Source organism: Eisenbergiella sp. OF01-20 (assembly GCF_003478085.1).
Classification (GTDB): domain Bacteria; phylum Bacillota; class Clostridia; order Lachnospirales; family Lachnospiraceae; genus Eisenbergiella.
The window spans coordinates 93202-116543 of sequence record NZ_QUES01000002.1 but is presented as its reverse complement, the minus strand read 5'-3'; the positions used below and the strand labels follow the sequence as shown (position 1 = coordinate 116543).

Sequence of the window (23342 nt, the reverse complement as noted above, 5' to 3'; positions counted from 1 at the left end):
AGAGGAAGAACTATAATGAGTGCAAAAGTGCAAAAAGTAGAAAAGCTGATGATTCTGGCAAGTATAATAATTTTTGTTTGGATTTTTATATATTATGCAGTTGTAAATCCTTTTATACCTTATGATTATGATGACTGGCGATATTTTGGTTTTTTTGAATCCGACCCTATACCCAGACTTAGCCAATGGAATGTAACCCGCATTTTACCCGAATATTTATTGCCTTTGTCCGGATATCTGTCAGCATATATCATATATCCATTGGTGGGAGATTATCTTGCTTCGGCCAGCATTGCTTTGGCGCTTCTGATGGCATTCTCTTTATCGATGCTGTTTATTGCTTCCTATCGGCTATTTTATGCATTAAATGAAAACAGTGTTGCATGTACATTAGTCAGTTCTATGATGATGCTATTATGCTTTGCTATATTTAAGCACGCCCCGGAGAATAATGTACATATGTTTTTTGCCAATTCTTATAATTTACATTTTTATTATATTTTACCCAATATATTAAATTCGATTATTGTATTACTTTTAACCAGGGAGATAGTTCTGCATAAGAGGCTTTCTATTAACTTATGGACTCCACTTATGGCTGGCGTATTATTTGTCGGTATATATTTATGTATGTTTTCTATGCTGTTTGCCGCCGGAATATTGTTGGCCTTTGCTGTTGCAGTGTTTCTAATCAGATTTTTTTCAGCTTTTCGGTTTGAGCAGAAATTGTCGCAAAAGATGAAATTATTCTTTATAGATTTAGTTACAAACTACAATATTGCACCTCTTATTATTGTGGGAATGGGAGCAGCGATGTTCCTTGAGCTCCAAAGCCGCCGTTCCAATGAGGATTGGGAAACAATCTATAAAGGTTCATTGCTCAGTTTTGAATTCCTTAAGAGATTTTTCATATCAGTCAAGGGGCTTATTGCACAGATCGGGATAATTAATAAATATGTCTTTTTAATAATCATAATTATTTCTTGTACGGCTATAGTTTGCCATATAAAACGAAGAAAGCAGCAAAGTCAAATCATGAGGTTAGCCTTGAAATGTTTAATTCCTTTAGCGTTTTTAACATTTTTTTATTCCATGGTCGCTGCCAAGGGAGGTACAGATCGTACCAGCTTAAATTATTGTATTTACGGTGTGTTCTTTTTCCTGGTTTTATTCGTGAGCTTGGCAAGCCTGTACCTGTTTAAGGAAATAACGTATTCACGCCTGTTGTTTCCGTTTGTTTTCATGATGCTGTTGATGCTTGTCCTCAATTCAACAAGAGGGCGATATACATCCTTTCAAGCGGAGGAAAAAGCAAAGCTTACAAATCAAGTGATTTCATTGATTGATGAAGCCAGTGAGTCCGGTTGCAGGGCAATAGTAATGTATGTGCCTGAGAATTATGACCTTCCGCATTGGGCTATGAGTAGGCTTTCGCATACTTTATACTACCACAAAATTACTCCGACAAGGGTGACTATATTGGATGTAAAATATAGTACTGATGGCAGTTTTTATTACGAGGCGGAATGAAAATGAAAAAATTACTGTATAGAGGAAACAATAATCTGATAGCAGTTATATCAGTACTCGTATTTGTCATGAGTATGCTGCCTGTTTGGTATTTGGCTGGTTATGCGCGCCCAAGCGGTGATGATTATGGTTACAGTGCATTGACGCATGCTGCATGGCTTGATACGCAATCTCTGATTGAAGTGTTGAAGGCTGCAATAGAAACTGTAAAGAATAACTATTATGGATGGAACGGAGACTGGTTCACAACATTTCTTTTTTCATTAATGCCCGAGGTATTTGTACCATATTCTTTTTGGATTGTGCCTTATATTATGACTGGTGCGGTGATAGCGGGTACACTTGTTTTTATGCACGAGATATGTGTCGAACTCATGGGAGGATCATGGGCCGAATGCCTGATCTTTTCTTCCCTTATTTTGTTTGCCAGTTATCAATATATTCCGAGTACTGCAATCGGAATGTATTGGTATGTGGGGGCAGTACATTATATGCTTCCATATGCCGCAGGCCTTTTGGGAATTGCTTTACTATGCAAATTCATTAGAAGAGGAAAAGTCATTTATCTTATTATCGCTTCCCTATGTTCTTTAATGGTAGGAGGCAGCAGCTATTTTACCAGCCTTTTACTGTTTATTGTTCTCTTTATTGCAGGTATTCTTATATGGAGAAAAGCTCCTATAAGAGCGGTGTTACTATTGGTTCCTTTTGTGATTTGTGCAATTGCATTTGGAATTCAGTGCAAGGCTCCCGGGAATATTGTACGAGGAGGAGAGAATTTTGGATTCGATTTTTCTGTAGCAGTATACACAATAATTGAGTCGCTGAAACGTGGTGTGCTTATGATTGGATTATATATGCGCGAAAAAACACTTGTCTTTGTTATTTTATTCATCATCGGTGTAATAGGATGGGAAATGATGAGTAGGATAATAAGGGATAATGAATTTACATATTCATATCCTCTGTTGTTCTTAATAATTATGTATGGAGTTTACAGCGCTATGTTTGCTCCTGAAGTTTATTCTGAAGTTTATGACTCTATTGGAATATCTTTAGGGCCGGCAACTATTCAGTATTTTACCTTTTTAGTTGCTTCTTTATTAGCTATTTTATATTGTGAGGGATGGTTGCTGAAAAGAATTGGGAGGAAGAATAAATCGGATAGCTTTGATAATTTTATGGAAAGCAGGTATCGTATTTTTGTAATGTTTCCGGTATTTTTTCTGTGCCTGGTTCTTATCGTGATAAATAAAGGGTGGCTGAAGGAAAGCGTTGATGTACGTGCTTATGAATATGTAAGCAGCGGACAGGCAGAGGATTTTAAAGACCAGATTGCTTCCCAAATGGAAATATTGCTGGATGATTCAATTAAAGACGCTTATCTTGTGCCTATTAACCAGGATCAGGGTCCACTAATGCATATGCCTGTCACTACGGATGAAAATGCATTTACCAATGTGGTTGTAAAAAATTTTTACAGAAAAAATAAGGTAGTTATGATTGAGAATGACGGAGTTTAATGTGCCCAAATAATGTAAGTGTACGGTGTGGTGTACATGATATCATAAGATTTAAAAGGGAGATATTTTGATAAATATTTTACCATATCATCTTTATTTAAAGCAGTATCTATAAAAATAGTAGCTGCCTTTTGCTTAAGTAATATTTTATCAGTTATGGGAGCCTGTTTATTTCCATCTATAAAAAACAACCCCTTAAATTGAGGATAATAAATATAATCCTCCCACATTTTCCAATTATATTCATCCCCTGTTATATATACACAATAATCTGTTTTTTCTGCCAATTCATTCATAATATCCTTTTTTTCAGTAAAGAAATCATCTTTAATTGGTATTGTACCAAAATCAACAGTTATGAGTGTAAATAACAAACAGATAATTATATAAGTAGGTTTAAGCAGACATTGTTTTAAGTTCATATGGCGGATCAGCTTTATTCCCCATATAATAATTGCAGCAAAAAATATGGCAGCCACAGGACTGATATATCGTATGGTTACAAATGGTGAAGCTTTGGAAATGCCAATAAAGTATATGCAGGCAGGAATGATAGGTATGCTGTTTTGTATTATCGATACTGGCTTAATTTTCTGCTTTTTTATTAATATGAATACTCCTGTTCCAATAAATATCAGGACGAGAATTAAAAAGCCTTTAAAGACCTGTTGATCATATTGCTTAAACATAGAAAAAATTTCATTAAACAAAGAACTTCCTTTGAGAAATTTGTGGACAGCATCCCTTCCTCGGTATTTAAAAAAATATGATTAAGCGCTGCAGGATAAATAATAATGTATAATAATGCGCTGACAATCAGGCTGCCAATATAAGAGAATGCATTATGTATTTTCCTTTGATGTATTAATGCTAATATAAATAGAGAAGAAATTAGACATTGATAGATAATAAAATAATAATGAGACCATGCTCCCAGTATGGATATAATAATAAGTATTAGATAATTCTTCCAATATTTATGTAGGCTGAAAATTTCAGTCTTTGACATTTTTTCAAATAGTTTGAGATGATACCATGACTGAAAAAGACACAGCGCCATAAGAAGTACGTACATGCGGATAAAAAGCACCATATTAACGGAAAATCTGGAACAGCAGAATATGGTACTAAAAATAATGGATAGATATCTATGGTTAAGAAAGTGCTGAAATAATAAAAAAAGGGCGGTCCAGACTAAAAGCATAAGAGCGATGTTTAATACAATACCAAACCATCTTGAAAATTGACCAGGGAAAAATGAAGTTATTAGATTAAGCAAAAGATAGTAAAATGGAGGGTGTGTATCCATAGACTGGTTTTCCACAACCATTTTATAATTAAAACGTTCTGTGCCCGTGGTAACCAGTGCATTGCTGAAATATTCATTACCATACCAAGTTTGATCATCTAAATAACATATTCCTTTAAAGCCTCCCAGTGATGTGGAGGAAATATAGGAAAAAACTTCATCGCCTTCCATCCCATAATTGTTTATTGCAGAAATAATATTAATTGTAATAATTATAATGAAAGAAGAAATAACAGTAAGCCTGATGTAAAAATTGTCTTTTCTTGAAAGGTCTCTCATAATAGATATATCCCCTGTTTTTTATTTTATAAATGCCTGCTTATATTTATAATTTAGATTTAAATATATGTCAAGTAGCAGTAGATGTAGCAGGAAGGATTTATTCGTGATTTATTCGATGAGAGGTTTATACACTACATCTGGATTTGTTCAGAAAATATTTATAACCAGCGTATACAGCAAGAAACAGATAAGTGGCGGTACTGATTATGTAAGCTATGGTTTGAAATACCGTACCGTGATACCATACGGTTACGGTAGCATCTGCTGATAAATTATCTATTTGGATTCGGGTAATTCCGGTTGTCGGGTTTTTAGTAACCTGTAAGGATTGGCCGTCAGAAGAAACTGCCTTATATCCTTTATACCATATAAATGGGACATCATAATACTTTGCATCAGAATCTGCTTTGAAACTGAAAAACTGTTGTATTCTGTTTCCTGGAACGGATATTCCGGTATTGGAAACAGCTATGTGAGGTGTCGTAATATTATCACGGGTCGTTTCGAGAGGAAGCCACTCTTCGCCAGATCCAATACCAGCTATTTCTAAATATAATGTTCTGTTACCGAAATCTTCAACAGCACCAAAACGTCCATCAATAAAGTTAAAGCCGGCATAAAGCGAAATAATAAATAAAAAAATATTAAAATACTTTTTGTATTGTTCCTTTATTTTAAAGGTACTGTACCATATACCGCAGGCAAATATCATCAGAATAGAGGCCGGCCCTATTAGTCTTTTGGGAAACTGAAGAAATTTAAAAATATTTCTGGTGATTTGCCAAAAATGGCCGCATAGTGGAAGAAGCATGAAAATCAATCCTATGGCATAGAAAAAAGTGATATTACTTTTGTAATTGCGATTAATAAGCATCCAGAAACCGAGACTAAATGTGGCTGAAGTGAGAACCAATCCAAAACCATCTGTACGGATAAGGTTTGTGAGTAGCACAACATTATCGTTAACATATGTCCATGGCTGTGATACCCGATATTTTTGAATGGAAAATTGCTCTAACATAGGAAGCCAAAAGGCGGCTGTCAAGCAAGATACTACAAACACTGTCAATAGGAGGGTTTGTAGTTTCCCGGGTATTGAAAATAACTTTTTATATTGTAGGAGCATAATAAATGCACATACTACAAGGGCCAGAGCGGTTGAAAGTATGTGGGAAAAAATTAAGCCTGTGAATCCTACGCCAAGCATATATGGATTTTGATTTTCTGCTAGAAATAGATACATGCCGCAAATAGCTATTGGCATAAAAATCAGCCCTAGTGAAGTCCCTAAAGTAAACTCATAATAGAAACTCCCCAGTACCTGATTTGTAAATATAAATACTATCGCTGCACCTAAAGAAACTTGACAATCATACGTAAATTTGTAGACACAATAAAAAATAGAACTGAAAATGCCGGTGAGAATCATTCCGGCAAACAATTTGAACGATACTTCAAGTGAAAGGCCCAGGATACCTAATAATGCCGGGATATATAGAAAAAAATCCGGATAGAAAAATCCGACTCCATAACCGTATCCATAACACAAGTCAACATGGACTTTCGTGGGAAATATTCCATAGCGTAAATTTTGTGCAAGAGTTTCAATTCTGGCTAAATGAAATGAAGAATCAGAACCGGTGATTAAATCAGCTCTGATGTAGGGAGAAAAGACAAAGAAAATTGCAAGAAAAGAAATGATAATCTCAAATTTATAAAAAATTATTTTATCTATATACTTTTTCATTTATATACCTCATATCATTGAGTTAATTAATATTATTATAACTTATTATAAAATTATTACAAGAAGAAATGATATTATTTGTATTTAAAAGTAATAGTAAGTGTGTTAAAATAAATACAAAAAAGAAATAATGAAGAAGGTAAAAGTATGAACATAGTTGTAGCGGGTACGGGTTATGTTGGGTTAGTGGCTGGAGTGTGTTTCGCGGAAAAAGGGCATGATGTAACCTGTGTGGATGCAGAAAAAGACAAAATTAGATTAATGGAAGAAGGAATCTCTCCCATATATGAGGCGGATTTAGAAGCCTTAATGAGGAAGAACTATGCTGCCGGCCGATTACATTATACGGTTGATTATAAAAATGCTTATAAATATCCGGATGCGATCTTCATAGGGGTAGGAACTCCTGAGCAGCCGGACGGTTCTGCAGATCTTAGTTATATTGCGACAGTATCCAGGCAAATCGCAGAAAATGTGGAAAAGAACTGCTTAGTAGTAGTAAAGTCTACCGTGCCGGTTGGGACTAACGATAAGGTAGAGCAATTCATACATGACTTCTTAAAGAAAAAAGAATTAAATATAGAAGTCGCCTCAAATCCTGAGTTTTTGGCGCAGGGAACAGCAGTTAGGGATACCCTGCATGCGGCACGTATTATTATTGGGACGGAAAGCAGGGAGGCAGAAGCTATACTGAAAAAGATTTATGAGCCATTTAATCTGCCAATTGTTTCAGTAAGCCGCAGGTCGGCTGAGATGATAAAATATGCTAGTAATGATTTCCTGGCTCTTAAAATATCTTACATGAATGAAATAGCAAATCTATGTGAGCTGGTTGGCGCCAATATAGAAGATGTGGCAATGGGGATGAGTTTTGATGCTAGAATCGGAGCTGATTTCCTGAGGGCAGGAATCGGTTATGGGGGCAGTTGTTTCCCCAAGGACACAAAAGCATTAAAGTTTATAGCAAGGCAGCACGGATACTCCCTGAAGACGGTAGAAGCCGCAGTGGAGGTAAATGTATGCCAAAAGCTTCGCCTGTTCCAAAAAGCGGATGAAAGAATGATTACTTTCCATGGCTTAAAGACAGCTGTATTAGGGCTGGCCTTTAAGCCGGGAACGGATGACTTAAGGGAGGCGCCATCTTTGGATAACGTAAAGCTGTTATTAGAAAAGGGAGCGGATGTCATCGCGTATGATCCGGTGGCGGCGGATCATTTCATGGAAAGATTCCCGGAAGGAAAGATGGGTAAAGGAAGCATTGCATATGCTGATGCTCCGGAGAAAGCATTACGGGGGGCTAATATATGCTTTATATTTACTGAGTGGGCTGAAATAAAGCAAGTATCTCCTCAAAAGTACGTTCAGTTAATGCAGACGCCTTTGGTATATGACGGAAGAAATATCTATGATCCGGAAGATATGAAAGTATCAGGAGTGGAATATTACAGTATAGGCAGATAGGCAGGTTTTTAAGGAGAAGGCGGATGAGAAAAGATTACAGGGCATTTGATAATAAAAAGAGAATTTTAATTACAGGCTGTGCAGGCTTTATCGGTTCATATCTCGCCGGGCGCCTGCTGAGCGCAGGAGCTGTTGTCGCAGGTATTGATAATATAAATGATTATTATGACGTTCGGTTAAAGGAAGAACGTTTAAAAAAGCTTTTAAGCAATGAAAAGTTCTCTTTTTATAAAGGAAATATTGCAGATGGAATATTTGTAAAGGAAATATTTAGCCAATATGGTCCTGACATTGTTATCAACCTTGCTGCTCAGGCTGGAGTAAGATATTCCATTGAAAATCCTTCTTCATATATGGAAAGCAATATTATGGGTTTTTATCAAATACTTGAGGCCTGCCGCCAATCCTATAACCAGGGAAACAGACCAGTGGAGCATTTGGTTTTTGCATCATCATCTTCCGTGTATGGAAATCAGAAGAAGGTTCCTTTTTCAGTTGACGATTGTGTTGACAGGCCTGTCAGTTTATATGCCGCTACTAAAAAAAGCAATGAAGTAATGGCTTATTCATATAGTCATTTATATCATATACCTGCAACCGGCCTTCGTTTTTTTACAGTCTATGGGCCAATGGGCCGGCCTGATATGGCTTATTTCAGTTTTAGTGAAAAGATAAGGAATGATATTCCTATAAAAATCTTTAACCAAGGAGATTTGTACAGAGACTTTACTTATATAGATGATATCGTTGAAGGAATATATAGGATTGTAAATAATCCCCCTGTCCCAAATGAAGAGGGGGATTTATACAAAATATATAATATCGGAAATAATAAGCCTGTTAAGCTGATGTACTTTATAGAAACCCTGGAGAATATATTAGGAAAAAAAGCGCTGAAAGAATATTATCCCATACAGCCTGGAGATGTATATCAGACATATGCAGATATTTCCGATTTAATAGCGGACTTTGGTTTTAAGCCGAACACATCATTGGAAGTGGGCTTAATGAATTTTGCTGAGTGGTTTAACAATTGGAGTAAGTAACGGATATTATGCTTTAAATACACTAAATTGGCGCCGCAGTCATCAATTTAGTGCATTTAGTTTATTTATTGGAAAACAGGTGCCATCTTTTTGAAGATAAAAACAAAAGCATTACTAAAAAACTAATACCGCTTAAAATATAACTTATTATTTGTAAAACAGTAGCTTTATACTGAATGGAGATAACAATATTGCCGTCAGTTTGATTTATGCTTTGTTCACTGAAAACGCGAACCAGCCCGGTCCGGGGATTTTTTGAGATGTTTAAGTCTTGTCCATCACTGTTTTCTGCTTTATATCCTTTATACCAAACCAGAGGTATATCATAGTAAATGGCGGAGGAATCTGCCTGAAAAATAAATTTTCTTTTTTCGTGGATTCCCTCAATTGTCGTTCCCTTGTCGGTAGTGACAATATTGGGTGTGGTTAGAAAATCCCGGGTCGTTTCAAGAGGAAGCCATTCCTCCCCTGCGCCAATTCCGGCTATTTCGTTATATAAAGTACGATTTCCGAAATCTTCTGTAAAGCCAATTCTTGAATCAATATATTGATAGCCATTATAGATGGCAAATAATAAAATGATGCAGGATAACAGCTTTTTAATTTCTGCTCGACGACAATAATTACTGAATATAACAGCAAAAGAAAAGATAAATAACAGGGAGGCTGGTCCTAATAAACGTCGGGGAAATTGGATAAAATTAAAACAGTCCCTGAAAGTCCTCCAGAAGTAATGCGATGATGGAAGCAGCAACAGTATAAAGCCAAAGGGATAAAAGATTTTTACTTTATCGGGGAGTTCCTTATTGCTTATAAAATAGAAGGCCATTAGTATTACCGCAGAAGTCAAGGTAAAGCCCAATCCATCAGACCAAAATAGTCTGACCAGGGAAACGGTGTTGGCATCTACTGTAGTCCAGGGCTGTGAAACTTTGAACCTTTGCGAGAGAAACTGCTCAAACATAGGAAGCCAAAAACATGCGGTAATCGATGCGACAACACAGACTGAATATAATAAAATTATAATTTTTCTGGGGCTTTGGATTAGATGTTTATAATGAATAATCAATAAAATAAAGCATACTAAGAAAGCCAGAAAAGTTGACAGGACATGCGAAAATATCAAGCCTGAAAAACCAATGCAAAGCATATATGGTTTTCTATTGTTTTCTGTAATAAAAAGATACATGCCACATATGGCTAACGGCATAAAGATGAGCCCAAGAGAAGTGCCCAAAGTAAATTCATAAAAAAGGCTTCCCAACACCTGATTGCTGAATAAAAACACAGCGGCGGAACTAAGAGAAGCAATTCTGTCCTTTGTTAATTGAAAAGCACAAAAAAAGACGGAAATATAAATCCCTGCTAGGATTAATCCTGCAAATAATTTAAAAGATATTTCTAAGGACAGTCCGGCCGTCTGCAGCAAAGCGGGAATATATAAAAAGAAATCCGGATAAAAAAAACCAACGCCGTAACCATAGCCATAGCATAAGTCTATATGGATTTTTGAAGGAATTGCGCCGTATAATATGTTTTGTTTAAGAGTTTCAATTCGGGCCAAGTGGAATGGTGTATCAGAACCAATAATTAAATCCTGCTGAATGTAAGGCAAAAAAATAACTGATAGGCATATGAAGCTAAATAGTATTTCAAATCGGTATTTAATAAGGTTTGTTTTTAAATTTTTCATTATATTCTCTCTTAGTATTTATTGTAAACATAATTATTGAATATTAATATTATATTTTGATAATTAAGAAAAGTCTATACTAAAAGATAAAAAATTGGGTTGCTTGACGCTGTTTATATGAAATGTTATTATAAACACAATTATAATAGTAGTTAATAAGATAAAGAGGAAAAAAAGATGTATGATTATGTATCATGTAGAAATAAGGCAGGTATACTTTATTTAGTAGTACCCTGTTACAATGAAGAAGAGGCGCTATCTCTTTCGGCCCGAAAGATAAAGGATAAAATACAGAGGCTGATTGCCTGTGGTCTGGTAGCTGAGAAAAGCAAGATAATGTTTGTCAATGATGGTAGTAAAGATGATACATGGAAGATCATACATTCCCTATGTAAAGAAGATAGTATTTATTGTGGTATAAGCTTTTCCAGGAATTATGGCCATCAAAGCGCAATTCTGGCAGGTATGATGGCGGCACGTAACTATGCGGATATGATAGTAACAATAGATGCCGATTTGCAACAGGATATAGAGGCGCTGGATCGTTTTATAAAATGTTATAATGAGGGTTGCGAAATAGTATACGGTGTCCGGAATGACAGAGATACGGATGGCTTTTTTAAGAAAACTTCTGCTACGTTATTTTACAAATTTATGAAACTTTTGGGGTGCCATGTACTGGCAAACCATGCCGACTATCGTTTGTTATCTAAAAAAGCATTGGATGCGTTGGCCGAATATAAGGAAGTGAACCTTTTTCTGCGAGGATTAATTCCTACTATGGGATTTCAGTCCGATGTGGTTTATTTTGATGTTAAGGAAAGAGAATTGGGAAAATCAAAATATACTCTAAAAAAAATGATGACACTGGCTGTAGATGGTGTTACTTCAATGAGTACAAGGCCTATTCAGATTATAACATTGTTAGGTTTTTTTGTTAGTTTATTTAGTGCAGTTATGATTATTTATTGCATTTGGGACTGGTTTTCAGGTCATAATGTTCCTGGTTACACAACGACCATGGTGGTTTCGCTTTTGATGGGAGGATTGACCATTTTCTCTTTAGGGATTGTAGGAGAATATGTAGGGAAAATATACCTTGAGGCTAAAGCAAGACCCAGGTATATAATAGAATCTATTGTGTGGAAGGAAAGCGAGACAGAGAATGGGGAAAATGTGTAAAATAGATATACATGCGGATGATTATTGTTTGTCACCTCAAACTTCAGAAGATATTCTTATTTGTATCAGAGAGGGAAAGCTTGATAGTATTAGTGTAATGACTAATATGTCCTGCTATGAGTCATGTGCGCTGGAGCTATTGAAAGAAAAAAATAAAGTAAAAAAATCCTTGAAATTATCTGTACATTTAAATTTTATGGAAGGACATTGTCTGGCAAGGAAAGAAGATGTGCCTGATTTAGTGGATGATAGAGGGTATTTTAATATATCTTGGGGGAACCTGTTTTTATGGAATTATTCACCGAATAGGTATATGCACATAAAAAAACAGTTAAAAGCTGAGATAAAAGCGCAAACAGAAAAGTTTCTCACAATGTTTGGACAAGATCAGTTATTACGGTTTGATAGCCATCAACATACTCATATGATACCTATTTGTTATTGGGCACTTTTGGAGGTGATCGTCGAGCAACATTACCGGACCGATTATATTCGCATTACGAAAGAGCCAATAATTCCGTATATGAATGAAATTTCATTATGGAAATCCTATAAACCGGTAAATTGGATAAAAAATTTGCTGCTTAATTATTATGCTATAGGTATGGAAAAAATAATTGAAAAAAATAAGCCATCCTGGCAAAAGGCAAATGAACCGATGTTTTTATGGGGAGTCCTAATGAGTGGGAAAATGGACGAGGGAAGGGTAAAGAAGCTCATTCCGGGTATGATGAAAAAAGCTGAAAAGAAGGGCAGAATTCTGGAAATCTTATTTCATCCTGGTACTGCTTCCGAAGATGAACTGGGAGAAGAATTCTGTAATAATGAAGCAAATAAATTTTATACCTCTGCAGGAAGGCATATTGAATATGAATGTGTGCTCTCACTGCATAACAGTTAGTAGAGGAAAAATAAATGAAAATATGGAAGCAACGTAAGCATGTATTTTGGGCTGCTGTTTTTTTGGCATTTCTCGCAATTTTTATTTTTAACATATTTACACCGTATATGACGGATGATTTGTCCTATAAAGCTACAGTTCTTAAGGCGGATTCCTTTGTAGATTTGTTAAAACAGGAATATGAACAGTATATGACCTGGACAGGCAGAAGCATCGGACATATAATTTTACGTTGCTTTCTGAGCGGAAGTAAGGCTGTTTTCAATGTTGCCAACAGTATCGTATTTGTTTTGCTTACACTTCTTATGTATTGGAATATCGATCATAAGAAAAAATATGATGTGGCCGTTTATTTATTAATTAATCTTCTTTTATGGCTTTTCGCGGTAATGTTTTGTCAGACTGTCCTATGGGAAACCGGTGCGTGTAATTATTTATGGGGCAGTACAATTATTATGCTGCATATTACACTATACCGCTGGCGTCTGAAAAAAACAGAACAGGGGAATGAAAAGAAAATTCTAATGTGGAGTGTCATTCTTTTTTTTACTGGGATACTGTCAGGGTGGTGCAATGAGAATACCTCGGGAGGAGGTATTTTGTTTGCAGTCCTTTTATTTGGTCAGTATATTTTCCTTTGGAAGAACAGGAAGGCTAATAAGCCGGAAGTGTGGATGGTGACAGGTCTGGCAGGCCAGATTATAGGTTTTTTGTTTATGATAGCAGCGCCAGGTAACCGTATCAGGGCTCAATTTATGGAAGAGGAGCATTCAGGAATTTTTGCTGTTGTATCACGATTTCAGAAAATTACTCTTGCAATCGAAGAAAATTTTTTGATATTATTAGTTTTTGTACTGGTTGCTATTGTTATTATTTATTTGCAGGAAGGAAGCTGGAAAGAATTTTTTAAGAAACATTTTATGTTTAATGTTTGGATTTTTATTTTTTTAGCTACCTGTTATGCATTGATTTTGACAGCGGAACCCATGCCAAGGGTGTATTTTGGTGCTGGTGTCTTTTTGATAATAGCTGCGGTTCAGGGGTATGCAGATATAAATGATGGGAAGTTAAGCCTTCAGGCTCTGAAATACTGTATATTATCAATATTAGCTTTAGTAATGTTTTTTTCATATATGGACAGCGGTGCTAATATGATCCGAATTTATAGAGAATATCATGAAAGAGAAGTTTATTTGGAGAAAATGGCGGCTGCAGGAGAGAAAGATGTGACGGTTCCTATGCTTCGTCCCGGTTTTGAAACGAAATATAGTGATGGTTATCAATCTGATCTGACAGGGGATCCGGAATATTGGATTAATGATGCATATGAAAAATTTTATGGCATAGATAAAATTACTGCGGTACCCCGAGAAAATTGGACAGTGTATTAGCCGGGTATTGAAATACCTAATATTATCAGGGATTGTAGTAGAAGGATGAAGTTTATGAAACAGAAAATGACAGAAAAAAGGATTGCGGGGTTTCTGGTTATAGTATTTATTTTGGCGTTGATACCCGTTTTATGGATTGGAAAATATAACTACCCTTGTGCAGATGATTTTGGTTTCAGCTCATATAGTCATATTGCGTGGGAAGAGACAAAGTCTATTATCCAAGTAGTTAGTGGAGCTCTTAAAACGGTCAAAGAAAGATGGTTTGGCTGGCAGGGAACTTTTTCAAGTATTTTTGTTATGGCTTTGCAACCCGCTGTATTTGGAGAAGCCGGATATAGACTTGTGCCGTGGATAATGATAGGTGCAATGAGTTTTAGCACCTTATTTTTATTATATGTAATTATAAGAAGAGTTATGGGAGCTAGGACTACTGTTTATGCAGGAATTTCCATGATCTATTTGATTTTTGCCCTGGAGTGTATGGTGGATAAGACCCAGGGCTTTTTCTGGTTTAATGGAGCCGCACATTATATCGTTCCTCATAGTGCAGCGGTAATTTTGATTGGACTTGTGATTTTGCTTATAAAAAATGTGGGGCATAAAATTAGTAAGATGGTGTTGGCCTGTCTTGTTTCTTTTTTTGTGGGAGGTGGAAATTATATAACTGCCCTAATAACAGCAATTCTGTTTGTTGATGCAGTAATAGCAATTATTTATGCAAAGAAAAGGAAATATGTAAAGTTTGTGATAATTCCTTTTTTGTTTTTTCTTGCGGCATTTTTAATTAATGTATGTGCCCCGGGAAATGCTGTCCGGCAAGGGGAAGTAGGGTATCGTCCTGGTGTGTTAAAATCAATTTTATTGTCATTTTATTACTGTGTGGAATATATTACGGAAACGTGGTTTGACTGGACATATATTATTTTCATCCTGGCACTTATGCCATTTTTATGGGAAGTTGTAAAGGCAGTAGGAAAAAAATTCAGTTATCGTTTCCCGCTACTTGTTCCGGTAGCTTCATTTTGCCTACTTTCAGCCATGTTTACGCCAAGTTTGTACGCAATGGGAATAGCTGGAGGAGGAAGAATATTCAACATAATTTTTTTGGATTATCTCTTATTGATTATTTTAAATATTTATTATCTGTTGGGGTGGATATACAGGCATTGCAGGTTAGGAGAAAATAAAGAGAGCTGCATGGAGTCAAGAGATATAAAACTTTATTTATTGGTTTTATTGTGTGCAACAATATTTATTGGAGGGTTATACAGTAAGGTTGATCCGGATTATTTTACAAGTACATCCGCTATTAAATCGCTTATAACGGGGGAAGCAGCTGATTATGGGGCAGAAACTGTAGAACGGACGTTTCGGCTTCAGAATAATAATCAGGACAGCATAAAATTGAAGATTTTTGAAACTAAGCCATACCTGCTTTATTATAGCGATATTGGAGCTGATGCTGACGACTGGAAGAATAATTCGATGGAAAGATATTACCGAATAGATGAAATATGGGGAGTTTATTGATAAATGAGGCCATAAGGAATATATTGGCCGGAGGATATTGCCTTAAGATTTTATGAAGAAACTTGTGGTTATAATTGAATTGCGGTATACTTGATGCAGTGTAAGAGTAAAATAAGTATGTCATAGATATGGCAGATAGTGAGGCAGTAATGAAAAAAGTTAAAAAAAGTTTGAGTTTTTTGATAATAGCTATATTGTTCGCGTCATATTTATTATATGGATGTGGATCGGTGCAGAGTTCCGGAGACAGTACAACGGAGTCACCGACACAAGATTATGAGGAACAGCTAAAACAACTACAGGAGGAAAATGAAAGGTTAAAGGAAGAGCTTGCTAAGTATATGCCTTCCACAGAGACTGAGGAAACCTCGGAGGAGCCGGTAACGGAGCAGGCAAGCGCATCAGAGGAGGCGGTTTCAGAAAATACGATTGCTGAAGACGCGGAAAGAAAACAGATAGTAGTATTTGGGGATAGTATTTGGGACAGTTCCAGAGATGAAACAGGGATAGCAGCACTACTTTCAGAATATATGAACGCAGATGTCTATAATTGTGCGATTGGAGGGACAAGAGCATCCTTAAAAGATGGTGAATCACCTGATAATTATGAAAACTGGGATTCTACATCCTTGTCAGGGATGGTAAATGTTGCAACCGGGAAAGTAAATCCTGAAATATTCCTTGAGGGATATCCTGCCGGCGGTGTTATACGAAACATTGATTTTTCCAAGACAGATTATTTCATTATTGCTTATGGTTTAAATGATTATTTTTCAGGAGCAACTTTGAATGTAGAAGATGGACGTGAATGGGATGCTCATGGTTACGGCGGAGCATTACGTTATGCGATAGATGAATTAAGAGGAAAATTCCCAGATGCACAAATATTATTAATATCTCCTACCTATTGTCAGTTCTGGAGAGATGGTGTTATGTATACGGATAGTAATATGAAAGATTTTGGAGGTGGGCCGCTTACAATTTACGCAAACGTATGTCGTAATGTGGCTGAAAATGAGAATACACTATATATTGATGCATACAGTAAAATGGGAATAAATATTTATAATGCAGAAGAATATCTGGAGGATGGTATCCATTTGACCGCAGCTGGCCGGGAATTGTATGCTAAGGCTGTATCCAGTTGTTTGAAATATGGAACGCCTGGGAAAGTTTCAGGGAATTCTGTATACTATTAATTAGTGTACATTCTATCATAATGGTAATAAATTCTACTTACTATAATAAAGATATAATAAAGAAACAGCCGGGACAATCCCTTTTTGAAAATTCCTGGTTGTTTCTTTTTGAGTTGTAGCATATTAAGTGGGATTACTGATTGCTGATTGCGGGGAAAAGTTAAATGTGTTATTATCATAGATGCATAAAGTCTTTATTGGATATACTACCTTGTATAATGCAAAACAGCAATTTATTATAATGGCTGACAGATAAAGGAGTATCGAGTGAATGTTGAAAGAGTTAGAATATCCTTTTGATAGTGATTATATATTAAAGAAATCAAAATTTCTGAAAAAGAAGCTTCTGGAGGACGGCAGTAGCAGGCTGGAGAAAAGAATTGCGGTTCTGGGTGGAAGTACGACTCATGATGTGGTTCGGATAATGGAACTATTTCTACTGAATCAGGGTATTTTACCTTTGTTTTATGAGTCTGAATATGCAAAATACTGGGAAGATGCTGTGTTTGGAAATGAAAAGTTAAATCAATTCCATCCCGACATTATTTACATTCATACCAGTAACCGAAATATTACTTTTTGGCCTCCTGCAGATTGTTCAAAGGAGGAAGCGGATATGTTTCTCAATCAGCAGTATGAACATTTTCGTATGATGTGGGAAAATATTGCTGTTGTTTGGAAATGCCCTATAATTCAAAATAATATGGAATTTCCTTTCTACAGGCTTTTTGGGAATCAGGATGGTGTATTTTTGTCGGGCAGGACTTCTTTTATAAACCGTTTAAATGAAAAATTTTCCGAATATGCGAGAAGTAAGCCAAACTTTTTTATAAATGATATCAATTATCAGTCTGCGGCCTTCGGGATAGATGAGTGGGCGGATCCTTTTTATTGGCATATGTATAAATATGCGTTAAATCTAAAGGCTATTCCCTGGCTTGTATTAAATGTATCTAATATTATTAAATCCATTTATGGCAAGAATAAAAAGTCTTTGGTACTTGATTTAGATAATACTCTTTGGGGAGGGATTGTTGGAGATGACGGTTCGGAAAATTTGGAAATAGGACCGGAAACCTCAATGGGACAGGTATATTCTGAGTTTCAAAATTATGTAAAAGCATTGAAGGATATAGGGGTGATGCTGAATATAGATACTAAAAATGAGGAAGAGAATGCCATAGCAGGGTTAAAGCATCCGGATGGGACGTTACGACCTGATGACTTTATCTTGATTAAAGCGAACTGGAATCCCAAAAGTGAAAATATTCTGGAAATTGCCCGGGAAATGAATTTATTGCCAGATAGTTTGGTTTTTGCTGATGATAATCCGGCGGAGCGCGAGATAGTCCGCAGCTATGTAGCGGGGGTATCTGTTCCGGAGATCGGAACGCCGGAGCAATATATCCGTGTGTTGGATCATAATGGTTATTTTGAAGTTACAGGATTGTCTGATGATGATCGAAACAGAAATGAAATGTATAGAGCGAATATACTTCGTGCAAGGCAGGAGGCTTCCTTTACAGATTATGGATCTTATCTGAAGTCTTTGCAGATGAAAGCGGTCATACGATCTTTTGAGCCTCCTTATATGTCAAGGATTGCTCAGTTAACTAATAAAAGTAATCAATTTAATTTGACAACCAAACGCTATACACAAGCGGAAATTGAACAGACGGCCCTGAATCCGGATTCGATTACTCTGTATGGTAAGCTTGAGGATAAGTTTGGTGATAATGGGGTAGTATCGGTAGTTATAGGTCACAAGGATGATAAAAACCTTCATTTGGATCTATGGCTGATGAGTTGCCGTGTACTTAAACGAGACATGGAATTCGCTATGATGGATGAACTGGTAAAAGTATGCTTGGGGCAGGGGATTTCTGTAATTTATGGGTATTATTACCCAACCGGAAAGAATTCTATGGTTAAGGAATTCTATGCTGCACAGGGTTTTGAAAAGATAAAAGAAGAGACAGGAAAAACGGTATGGAGATTTGAAATTACGAAGGAATATAAAAAAAAGAATTGTTATATAGAAGTAAAAGAAAAAATATAGGGAGAAAATCATGAAAAGAGAAGATGTTTTTGACAAATTAACGGAAGTTTTCAGGGATGTATTTGATGATGAAAGCATTAGGGTTACAGAAGCTACGACTTCAAATGACATAGCGGACTGGGATTCGTTGGAGCATATCAATCTGATCGCAGCTGTTGAACAGGAATTTCATATTAAATTCAACATGGGACAGGTGGTATCAATGAAAAACGTGGGGGAGATGGCGGATATTATAATAAGCCAACTTGGATAATCGGTGCGTAAAGGAGAGGAACAGAAAACTTGAGTATTACATCTTTTTATTTTCTGATTTTTTATGTGCTTATATTGGGTCTGTACTATCTTATACCCAAAAAGTGGCAATGGATAGTTCTTTTATTAGCCAGCATAAGCTACTATTTGTTCTCTAACCAAGGTTTTTTGATTTTGTATCCGATCTTTTCCGTTATCATTTGTTGTATAGGAATCCGCCGCATGGTGAGTGTTAAAGAGCAGGAAACAATTCTGAAAGAGAACGGAAAAGATCCGGAGAGAATGCGCCGAAATATCTTATTTGTGGTCATTTTATGTAATGTAGCAGTTTTATTTCTCTTAAAATATGTGAATTTCGGTATAAATACCATAAATTTAATAACAGATTTGATAGGAGAGCAGAAACCGCTTCTGCAGGTCACTACTTGGCTTGTACCGTTAGGCATTTCATATTATTCGCTATCACTAATAGGTTATGTTGTTGACGTATATTATGGTATTGCACAGCCATTAAAAAAACCGGCAAAGTTGGCTCTCTACGGGATGTTTTTTCCTTGTATGCTGTCCGGTCCTATTTTACGTTATAGAGAAGATGGAAATCAGTTTTTTGAACCACATTATTTTGATTATAAGCAGATAGCTATGGGGATGCAGCGGGTTTTGTGGGGATTTTTTAAGGTACTTGTCATTTCCGAGCGGATGGCTGTTATAGTAAATACAATTTATGGAGATTATACCAGTTATCCGGGGATATTTATTTGGGTAGGGACTGTTTCTTTTGCTTTTCAGCTGTATACCAATTTTTCAGGAGGGATGGATATTGCGCTGGGGATTGGTCAGACCTTTGGACTGAAGCTGCCAGAGAATTTTGACAGGCCGTTTTTTTCAAAGAGTATCAGTGAATATTGGCGCAGGTGGCATATCACTCTGGGCATATGGATGAAAGAGTATGTTTTTTATCCGTTATTGCGTTCTGATTTATTCACAAAAATGGGGAGAAAACTAAGAAGTAAATATGGTAAAAAGAGAGGGAAGCAGATTACTACCTTTGTGGGTATGTTCCTTTTGTGGTTTGCAGTTGGAATATGGCATGGTGGAGATTGGAAGTATGTGATAGGTTCAGGCCTGTTGCATTGGTTTTATATTGTTTCCGGTGAGTTATTAAAACCTTATTTTGAAAAATGGATGAAAGAACTTCATATTAATCCAAAAGCCTTATGGGTTAATATATTTAGGATATTTCGTACTTTTTTATTGGTCAATATAGGTTTTGTATTCTTTCGTGCTACAAGTGTGGGGGATGCATTACGGATGCTAAAAGAGGCTGTTTCAGTTTTTAATCCTGTTGTACTTTTTAATGGGACATTGTTCAGTCTGGGACTTGATTGGATAGAAGTTATCATTGTGCTGGTGTCTCTGTTACTGCTTTTCCTGGTATCATTTCTACAAAAGAACGGCTCTGTACGTGAAATGATCTGCGGGAAAAAAATAGTCATACGTTGGCTTATCTGGTATTCATTATTGTTTTATGTGATTTTACTGGGATATTATGGACCGGGTTTCAGTACTGCAGAGTTTATTTATCAGGGTTTTTAATAAAGTATTTGATGTCTGCAAACTGAACGAGTACAGGAGGGTTTGATTATGGATAGAATAGCAGTCTTGATTCCCTGTTATAATGAGGAGAAAACAATTGAAAAGGTAGTAACTGATGCGAAAAACGCGTTGCCGGAAGCTGTTATATACGTATACGACAATAATTCATGTGATAATACTGTGGCTCTTGCACGTAAGGCAGGAGCAATAATCCGGTATGAAAGGAAACAGGGTAAAGGTAATGTCATCCGTCGGATGTTTAGGGAAATAGAGGCACAGTGTTATATTATGATTGACGGAGACGATACCTATCCACTTGAGTATGCCAGACAGATGGCAGATAAAGTATTGAAAGAAGAGTCTGATATGGTGGTGGGGGACAGACTTTCATCAACCTATTATCTGGAAAATAAACGCCCATTTCACAATATGGGAAACAGTCTGGTAAAGGGAAGTATTAATACACTGTTTCATTCGGAAATTCAGGATATTATGACGGGTTACCGGGCATTCAGTTACCAATTTGTTAAAAGCTTTCCGGTTCTTTCCAAGGGATTTGAAATTGAGACAGAGATGACAATCCATGCCGTATATAATAATATGCAGGTTGATAATGTTATAGTTAACTATAGAGACAGGCCAGAAGGAAGTGTTTCTAAACTGAATACGTATTCGGATGGTTTGAGGGTTCTCAATACAATTTTGAAAATGTTCCGGCAGTACAAACCGCTTATATTTTTTACTGTCCTGGCGTTGTTTATGACAATGGTATCCATGGGATTTTTTATTCCGGTTCTGATTGATTTCCTGGAAACAGGGATGGTAGATAAATTTCCTACGTTGATTGTCTGTGGTTTTGTAGAATTGGCGGCTATTCAATCTGTGTTTGCCGGTCTGATATTGCATAACCTGGGAGTTAAGGAAAGACGGGATTTTGAATTGCATCTTAATAATATTCGGAAATATTTTATTAACGAAGTGGGGAAACAGGATGTATAAAGTAGAAAAGATATTACTAAATAATAAAAAATTGGTATATTTAATATTGTTTGTACTTGCATTGCTTATGCATTTTTATAAACTGGCCGATATTCCATATGGCTTGCATATTGATGAAGCTGGAATGGCATATGATGCTTATTGTCTTGCTAATTATTCTGTAGACAGATATCTGATCCGCTATCCGGTTTATCTAATAAATTTTGGGGGTGGTCAAAGCGCATTATTGGCTTATCTGGTTGCGGGACTTATAAAACTGACCGGAATTGTGAATCATTGGATTATTCGTTTGCCTGGGGCATTTATAGGCATTCTTTCATATGTTGCGGGTGTAAATATTATTAGAAATTGTATGGGAGAAAAATGGGGAATGCTGTCCGGTTTTTTTCTGGCTGTCTTTCCTTACTTTATCATGCAGTCCCGATTTGGTTTGGATTGTAATCTGCTTTTAGGCATGAGTACAATTGGTCTTTGGTTTCTGCTAAGGGCAGAAGAGAGTAAAAAGGTTACTTTCTGGATCTGGGGAGGGGTAATATGGGGAATCGCTTATTATACCTATGCTCTTAGCTATATTGGAAATACTGTTTTTTTAGTTTTACTCTTTCTCTATTGGCTGTATATGAAAAAGATAACATGGAAACAGGTTTTTTGTTTCTGTGTGCCATTAGTGCTGATTGCAATGCCGTTGCTTTTGATGGTGATTATAAACACCTACGATTTGCCGCAGATTGAAACCAGTCTGTTTACTATTCCCAGAATACCAGGTTATAGGAGCGGAGATATCATTTTTTCAAATAAGTGGGAAAACTTACTGGAAGCTATAAAGGTTATATTTACTAACGATTGGCTGTCCTATAATGCTCTTGAAAAGTATTATACCTTTTATGGTATATCAATTATATTTGGTATAGTGGGGAGTATTGCACTTTTCGTGGATATGGTTAAAAAAGTACTTCGAATGGAATATTTCAAACATATGATGTTTCTGTTATTTTTAAGTGCATATCTGATGATGGGAATGTTAATCGGAGGGGGCGGACCGAATATCAACAGAATGAATGGCATCTTTTTTGCCTTGTTTTATGCAGTTTTATATGGAATGAAATTTTTATATGACAGTTTTATAAAAGTAGTTAATAATAATGAGTGCAAAAAAAATGGAATGATACGTATCGCATCGGGTATCCCTAATGTAGAAAAGAAGTTGGCGTTTCTTGTTCTATTGGTGTATATTTTTTACTCGGTTTCATTTATCAGGTATTATTTTTGGAAATATCCGACTGACATTTATCCGCAACGTTTTTTTGCAGATACTTTTAATGATATTACGGAATATATTGAGACCAGCACTGGTGAACCCAAAGTAGTTTATACGAATGCTTCTTACGTTTATTATTTTTTGGGTGAAAAGATTGATCCATTTGATGCCAATATACCGCAGGAAGGTACGCGTGATTATTGGAAATATGTTTTTGAACTTCCTAGTGAAATTGAAATGGGGGCTATATATGTGATAAGAGAAACTTGGGAAGACAGCATAAAGGAATATATGGAAAGATTGGAAGAAGCAGGATTTGAAAAGTACAAATCAGGAATGTTCCGGTGCTATTATAAAAAGTAGTAGTTAAAAAAGGGCTGT

At 36.1% G+C, this 23342-nt stretch carries 17 protein-coding genes; 14 read left to right on the top strand and 3 right to left on the bottom strand.

Translation table 11 applies throughout. The annotated features are described in order from the left end of the window. Positions 1 to 15 precede the first annotated feature (15 nt). Positions 16 to 1530 carry a hypothetical protein gene (locus DXA36_RS04140; RefSeq protein ID WP_118676616.1) on the top strand — a complete coding sequence of 505 codons (1515 nt, stop codon included), beginning with the start codon at positions 16 to 18 and terminating at the stop codon, positions 1528 to 1530. 2 nt (positions 1531 to 1532) lie between these two features. Further along, on the top strand, positions 1533 to 3053 hold the full coding sequence (locus DXA36_RS04135) for a hypothetical protein (protein WP_118676614.1): 1521 nt from the start codon (positions 1533 to 1535) through the stop codon (positions 3051 to 3053). On the opposite strand, the gene DXA36_RS04130 is transcribed toward DXA36_RS04135, so the two are convergent. Then, positions 3050 to 3763: a hypothetical protein gene (locus DXA36_RS04130; RefSeq protein WP_147366536.1), complete on the bottom strand. Its 714-nt coding sequence runs from the start codon at positions 3761 to 3763 to the stop codon at positions 3050 to 3052. The genes DXA36_RS04135 and DXA36_RS04130 overlap by 4 nt on opposite strands. A gap of 1005 nt (positions 3764 to 4768) precedes the next feature. Beyond that, complete coding sequence (locus DXA36_RS04120; RefSeq protein WP_118676608.1) at positions 4769 to 6391, bottom strand: hypothetical protein; 1623 nt, start codon at positions 6389 to 6391, stop codon at positions 4769 to 4771. Between the two features lie 147 nt (positions 6392 to 6538). Here DXA36_RS04120 and DXA36_RS04115 point away from each other — a divergent pair, with 147 nt between their 5' ends. Together DXA36_RS04115 and DXA36_RS04110 are read left to right on the top strand one after the other, a co-directional pair. Then, positions 6539 to 7852 (top strand): UDP-glucose dehydrogenase family protein, encoded by a 1314-nt coding sequence (locus DXA36_RS04115; protein WP_118676606.1) that lies wholly within the window; start codon positions 6539 to 6541, stop codon positions 7850 to 7852. 23 nt (positions 7853 to 7875) lie between these two features. After that, positions 7876 to 8898 carry a GDP-mannose 4,6-dehydratase gene (locus DXA36_RS04110; RefSeq protein WP_118676604.1) on the top strand — a complete coding sequence of 341 codons (1023 nt, stop codon included), beginning with the start codon at positions 7876 to 7878 and terminating at the stop codon, positions 8896 to 8898. Positions 8899 to 8959: 61 nt separating this feature from the next. Here the strand turns inward: DXA36_RS04110 and DXA36_RS04105 are convergent, their stop codons facing one another. Beyond that, entirely contained in the window at positions 8960 to 10591 is a 1632-nt protein-coding gene (locus tag DXA36_RS04105) for a hypothetical protein (RefSeq protein WP_118676602.1), read from the bottom strand. Positions 10592 to 10768: 177 nt separating this feature from the next. Here DXA36_RS04105 and DXA36_RS04100 point away from each other — a divergent pair, with 177 nt between their 5' ends. The 10 genes from DXA36_RS04100 to DXA36_RS04055 all read left to right on the top strand — a co-directional run bounded on the left by DXA36_RS04100 (position 10769) and on the right by DXA36_RS04055 (position 23324). Beyond that, positions 10769 to 11773, top strand: a complete 1005-nt coding sequence (locus DXA36_RS04100) for a glycosyltransferase family 2 protein (RefSeq protein WP_118676600.1) — start codon at positions 10769 to 10771, stop codon at positions 11771 to 11773. After that, complete coding sequence (locus tag DXA36_RS04095) at positions 11757 to 12674, top strand: ChbG/HpnK family deacetylase (RefSeq protein WP_243114562.1); 918 nt, start codon at positions 11757 to 11759, stop codon at positions 12672 to 12674. Before DXA36_RS04100 ends, DXA36_RS04095 begins: the two co-directional genes overlap by 17 nt. 14 nt (positions 12675 to 12688) lie before the next feature. Next, positions 12689 to 14065: a DUF3329 domain-containing protein gene (locus DXA36_RS04090; RefSeq protein WP_118676598.1), complete on the top strand. Its 1377-nt coding sequence runs from the start codon at positions 12689 to 12691 to the stop codon at positions 14063 to 14065. A 54-nt stretch (positions 14066 to 14119) separates the two neighbouring features. Then, positions 14120 to 15598: a DUF6056 family protein gene (locus tag DXA36_RS04085; RefSeq protein WP_118676596.1), complete on the top strand. Its 1479-nt coding sequence runs from the start codon at positions 14120 to 14122 to the stop codon at positions 15596 to 15598. A gap of 149 nt (positions 15599 to 15747) precedes the next feature. After that, positions 15748 to 16797: a GDSL-type esterase/lipase family protein gene (locus DXA36_RS04080; protein WP_182478920.1), complete on the top strand. Its 1050-nt coding sequence runs from the start codon at positions 15748 to 15750 to the stop codon at positions 16795 to 16797. A 271-nt stretch (positions 16798 to 17068) separates the two neighbouring features. Then, on the top strand, positions 17069 to 18856 hold the full coding sequence (locus DXA36_RS04075) for an HAD-IIIC family phosphatase (protein ID WP_182478919.1): 1788 nt from the start codon (positions 17069 to 17071) through the stop codon (positions 18854 to 18856). 10 nt (positions 18857 to 18866) lie between these two features. Beyond that, positions 18867 to 19109, top strand: a complete 243-nt coding sequence (locus DXA36_RS04070; protein ID WP_118676592.1) for an acyl carrier protein — start codon at positions 18867 to 18869, stop codon at positions 19107 to 19109. Between the two features lie 221 nt (positions 19110 to 19330). Beyond that, entirely contained in the window at positions 19331 to 20704 is a 1374-nt protein-coding gene (locus DXA36_RS04065) for an MBOAT family O-acyltransferase (RefSeq protein ID WP_243114561.1), read from the top strand. A 48-nt stretch (positions 20705 to 20752) separates the two neighbouring features. Then, positions 20753 to 21703, top strand: a complete 951-nt coding sequence (locus DXA36_RS04060; RefSeq protein WP_118676588.1) for a glycosyltransferase family 2 protein — start codon at positions 20753 to 20755, stop codon at positions 21701 to 21703. Further along, entirely contained in the window at positions 21696 to 23324 is a 1629-nt protein-coding gene (locus tag DXA36_RS04055) for an ArnT family glycosyltransferase (protein WP_118676586.1), read from the top strand. The genes DXA36_RS04060 and DXA36_RS04055 overlap by 8 nt, the downstream gene beginning before the upstream one ends. Positions 23325 to 23342: the final 18 nt, after the last annotated feature.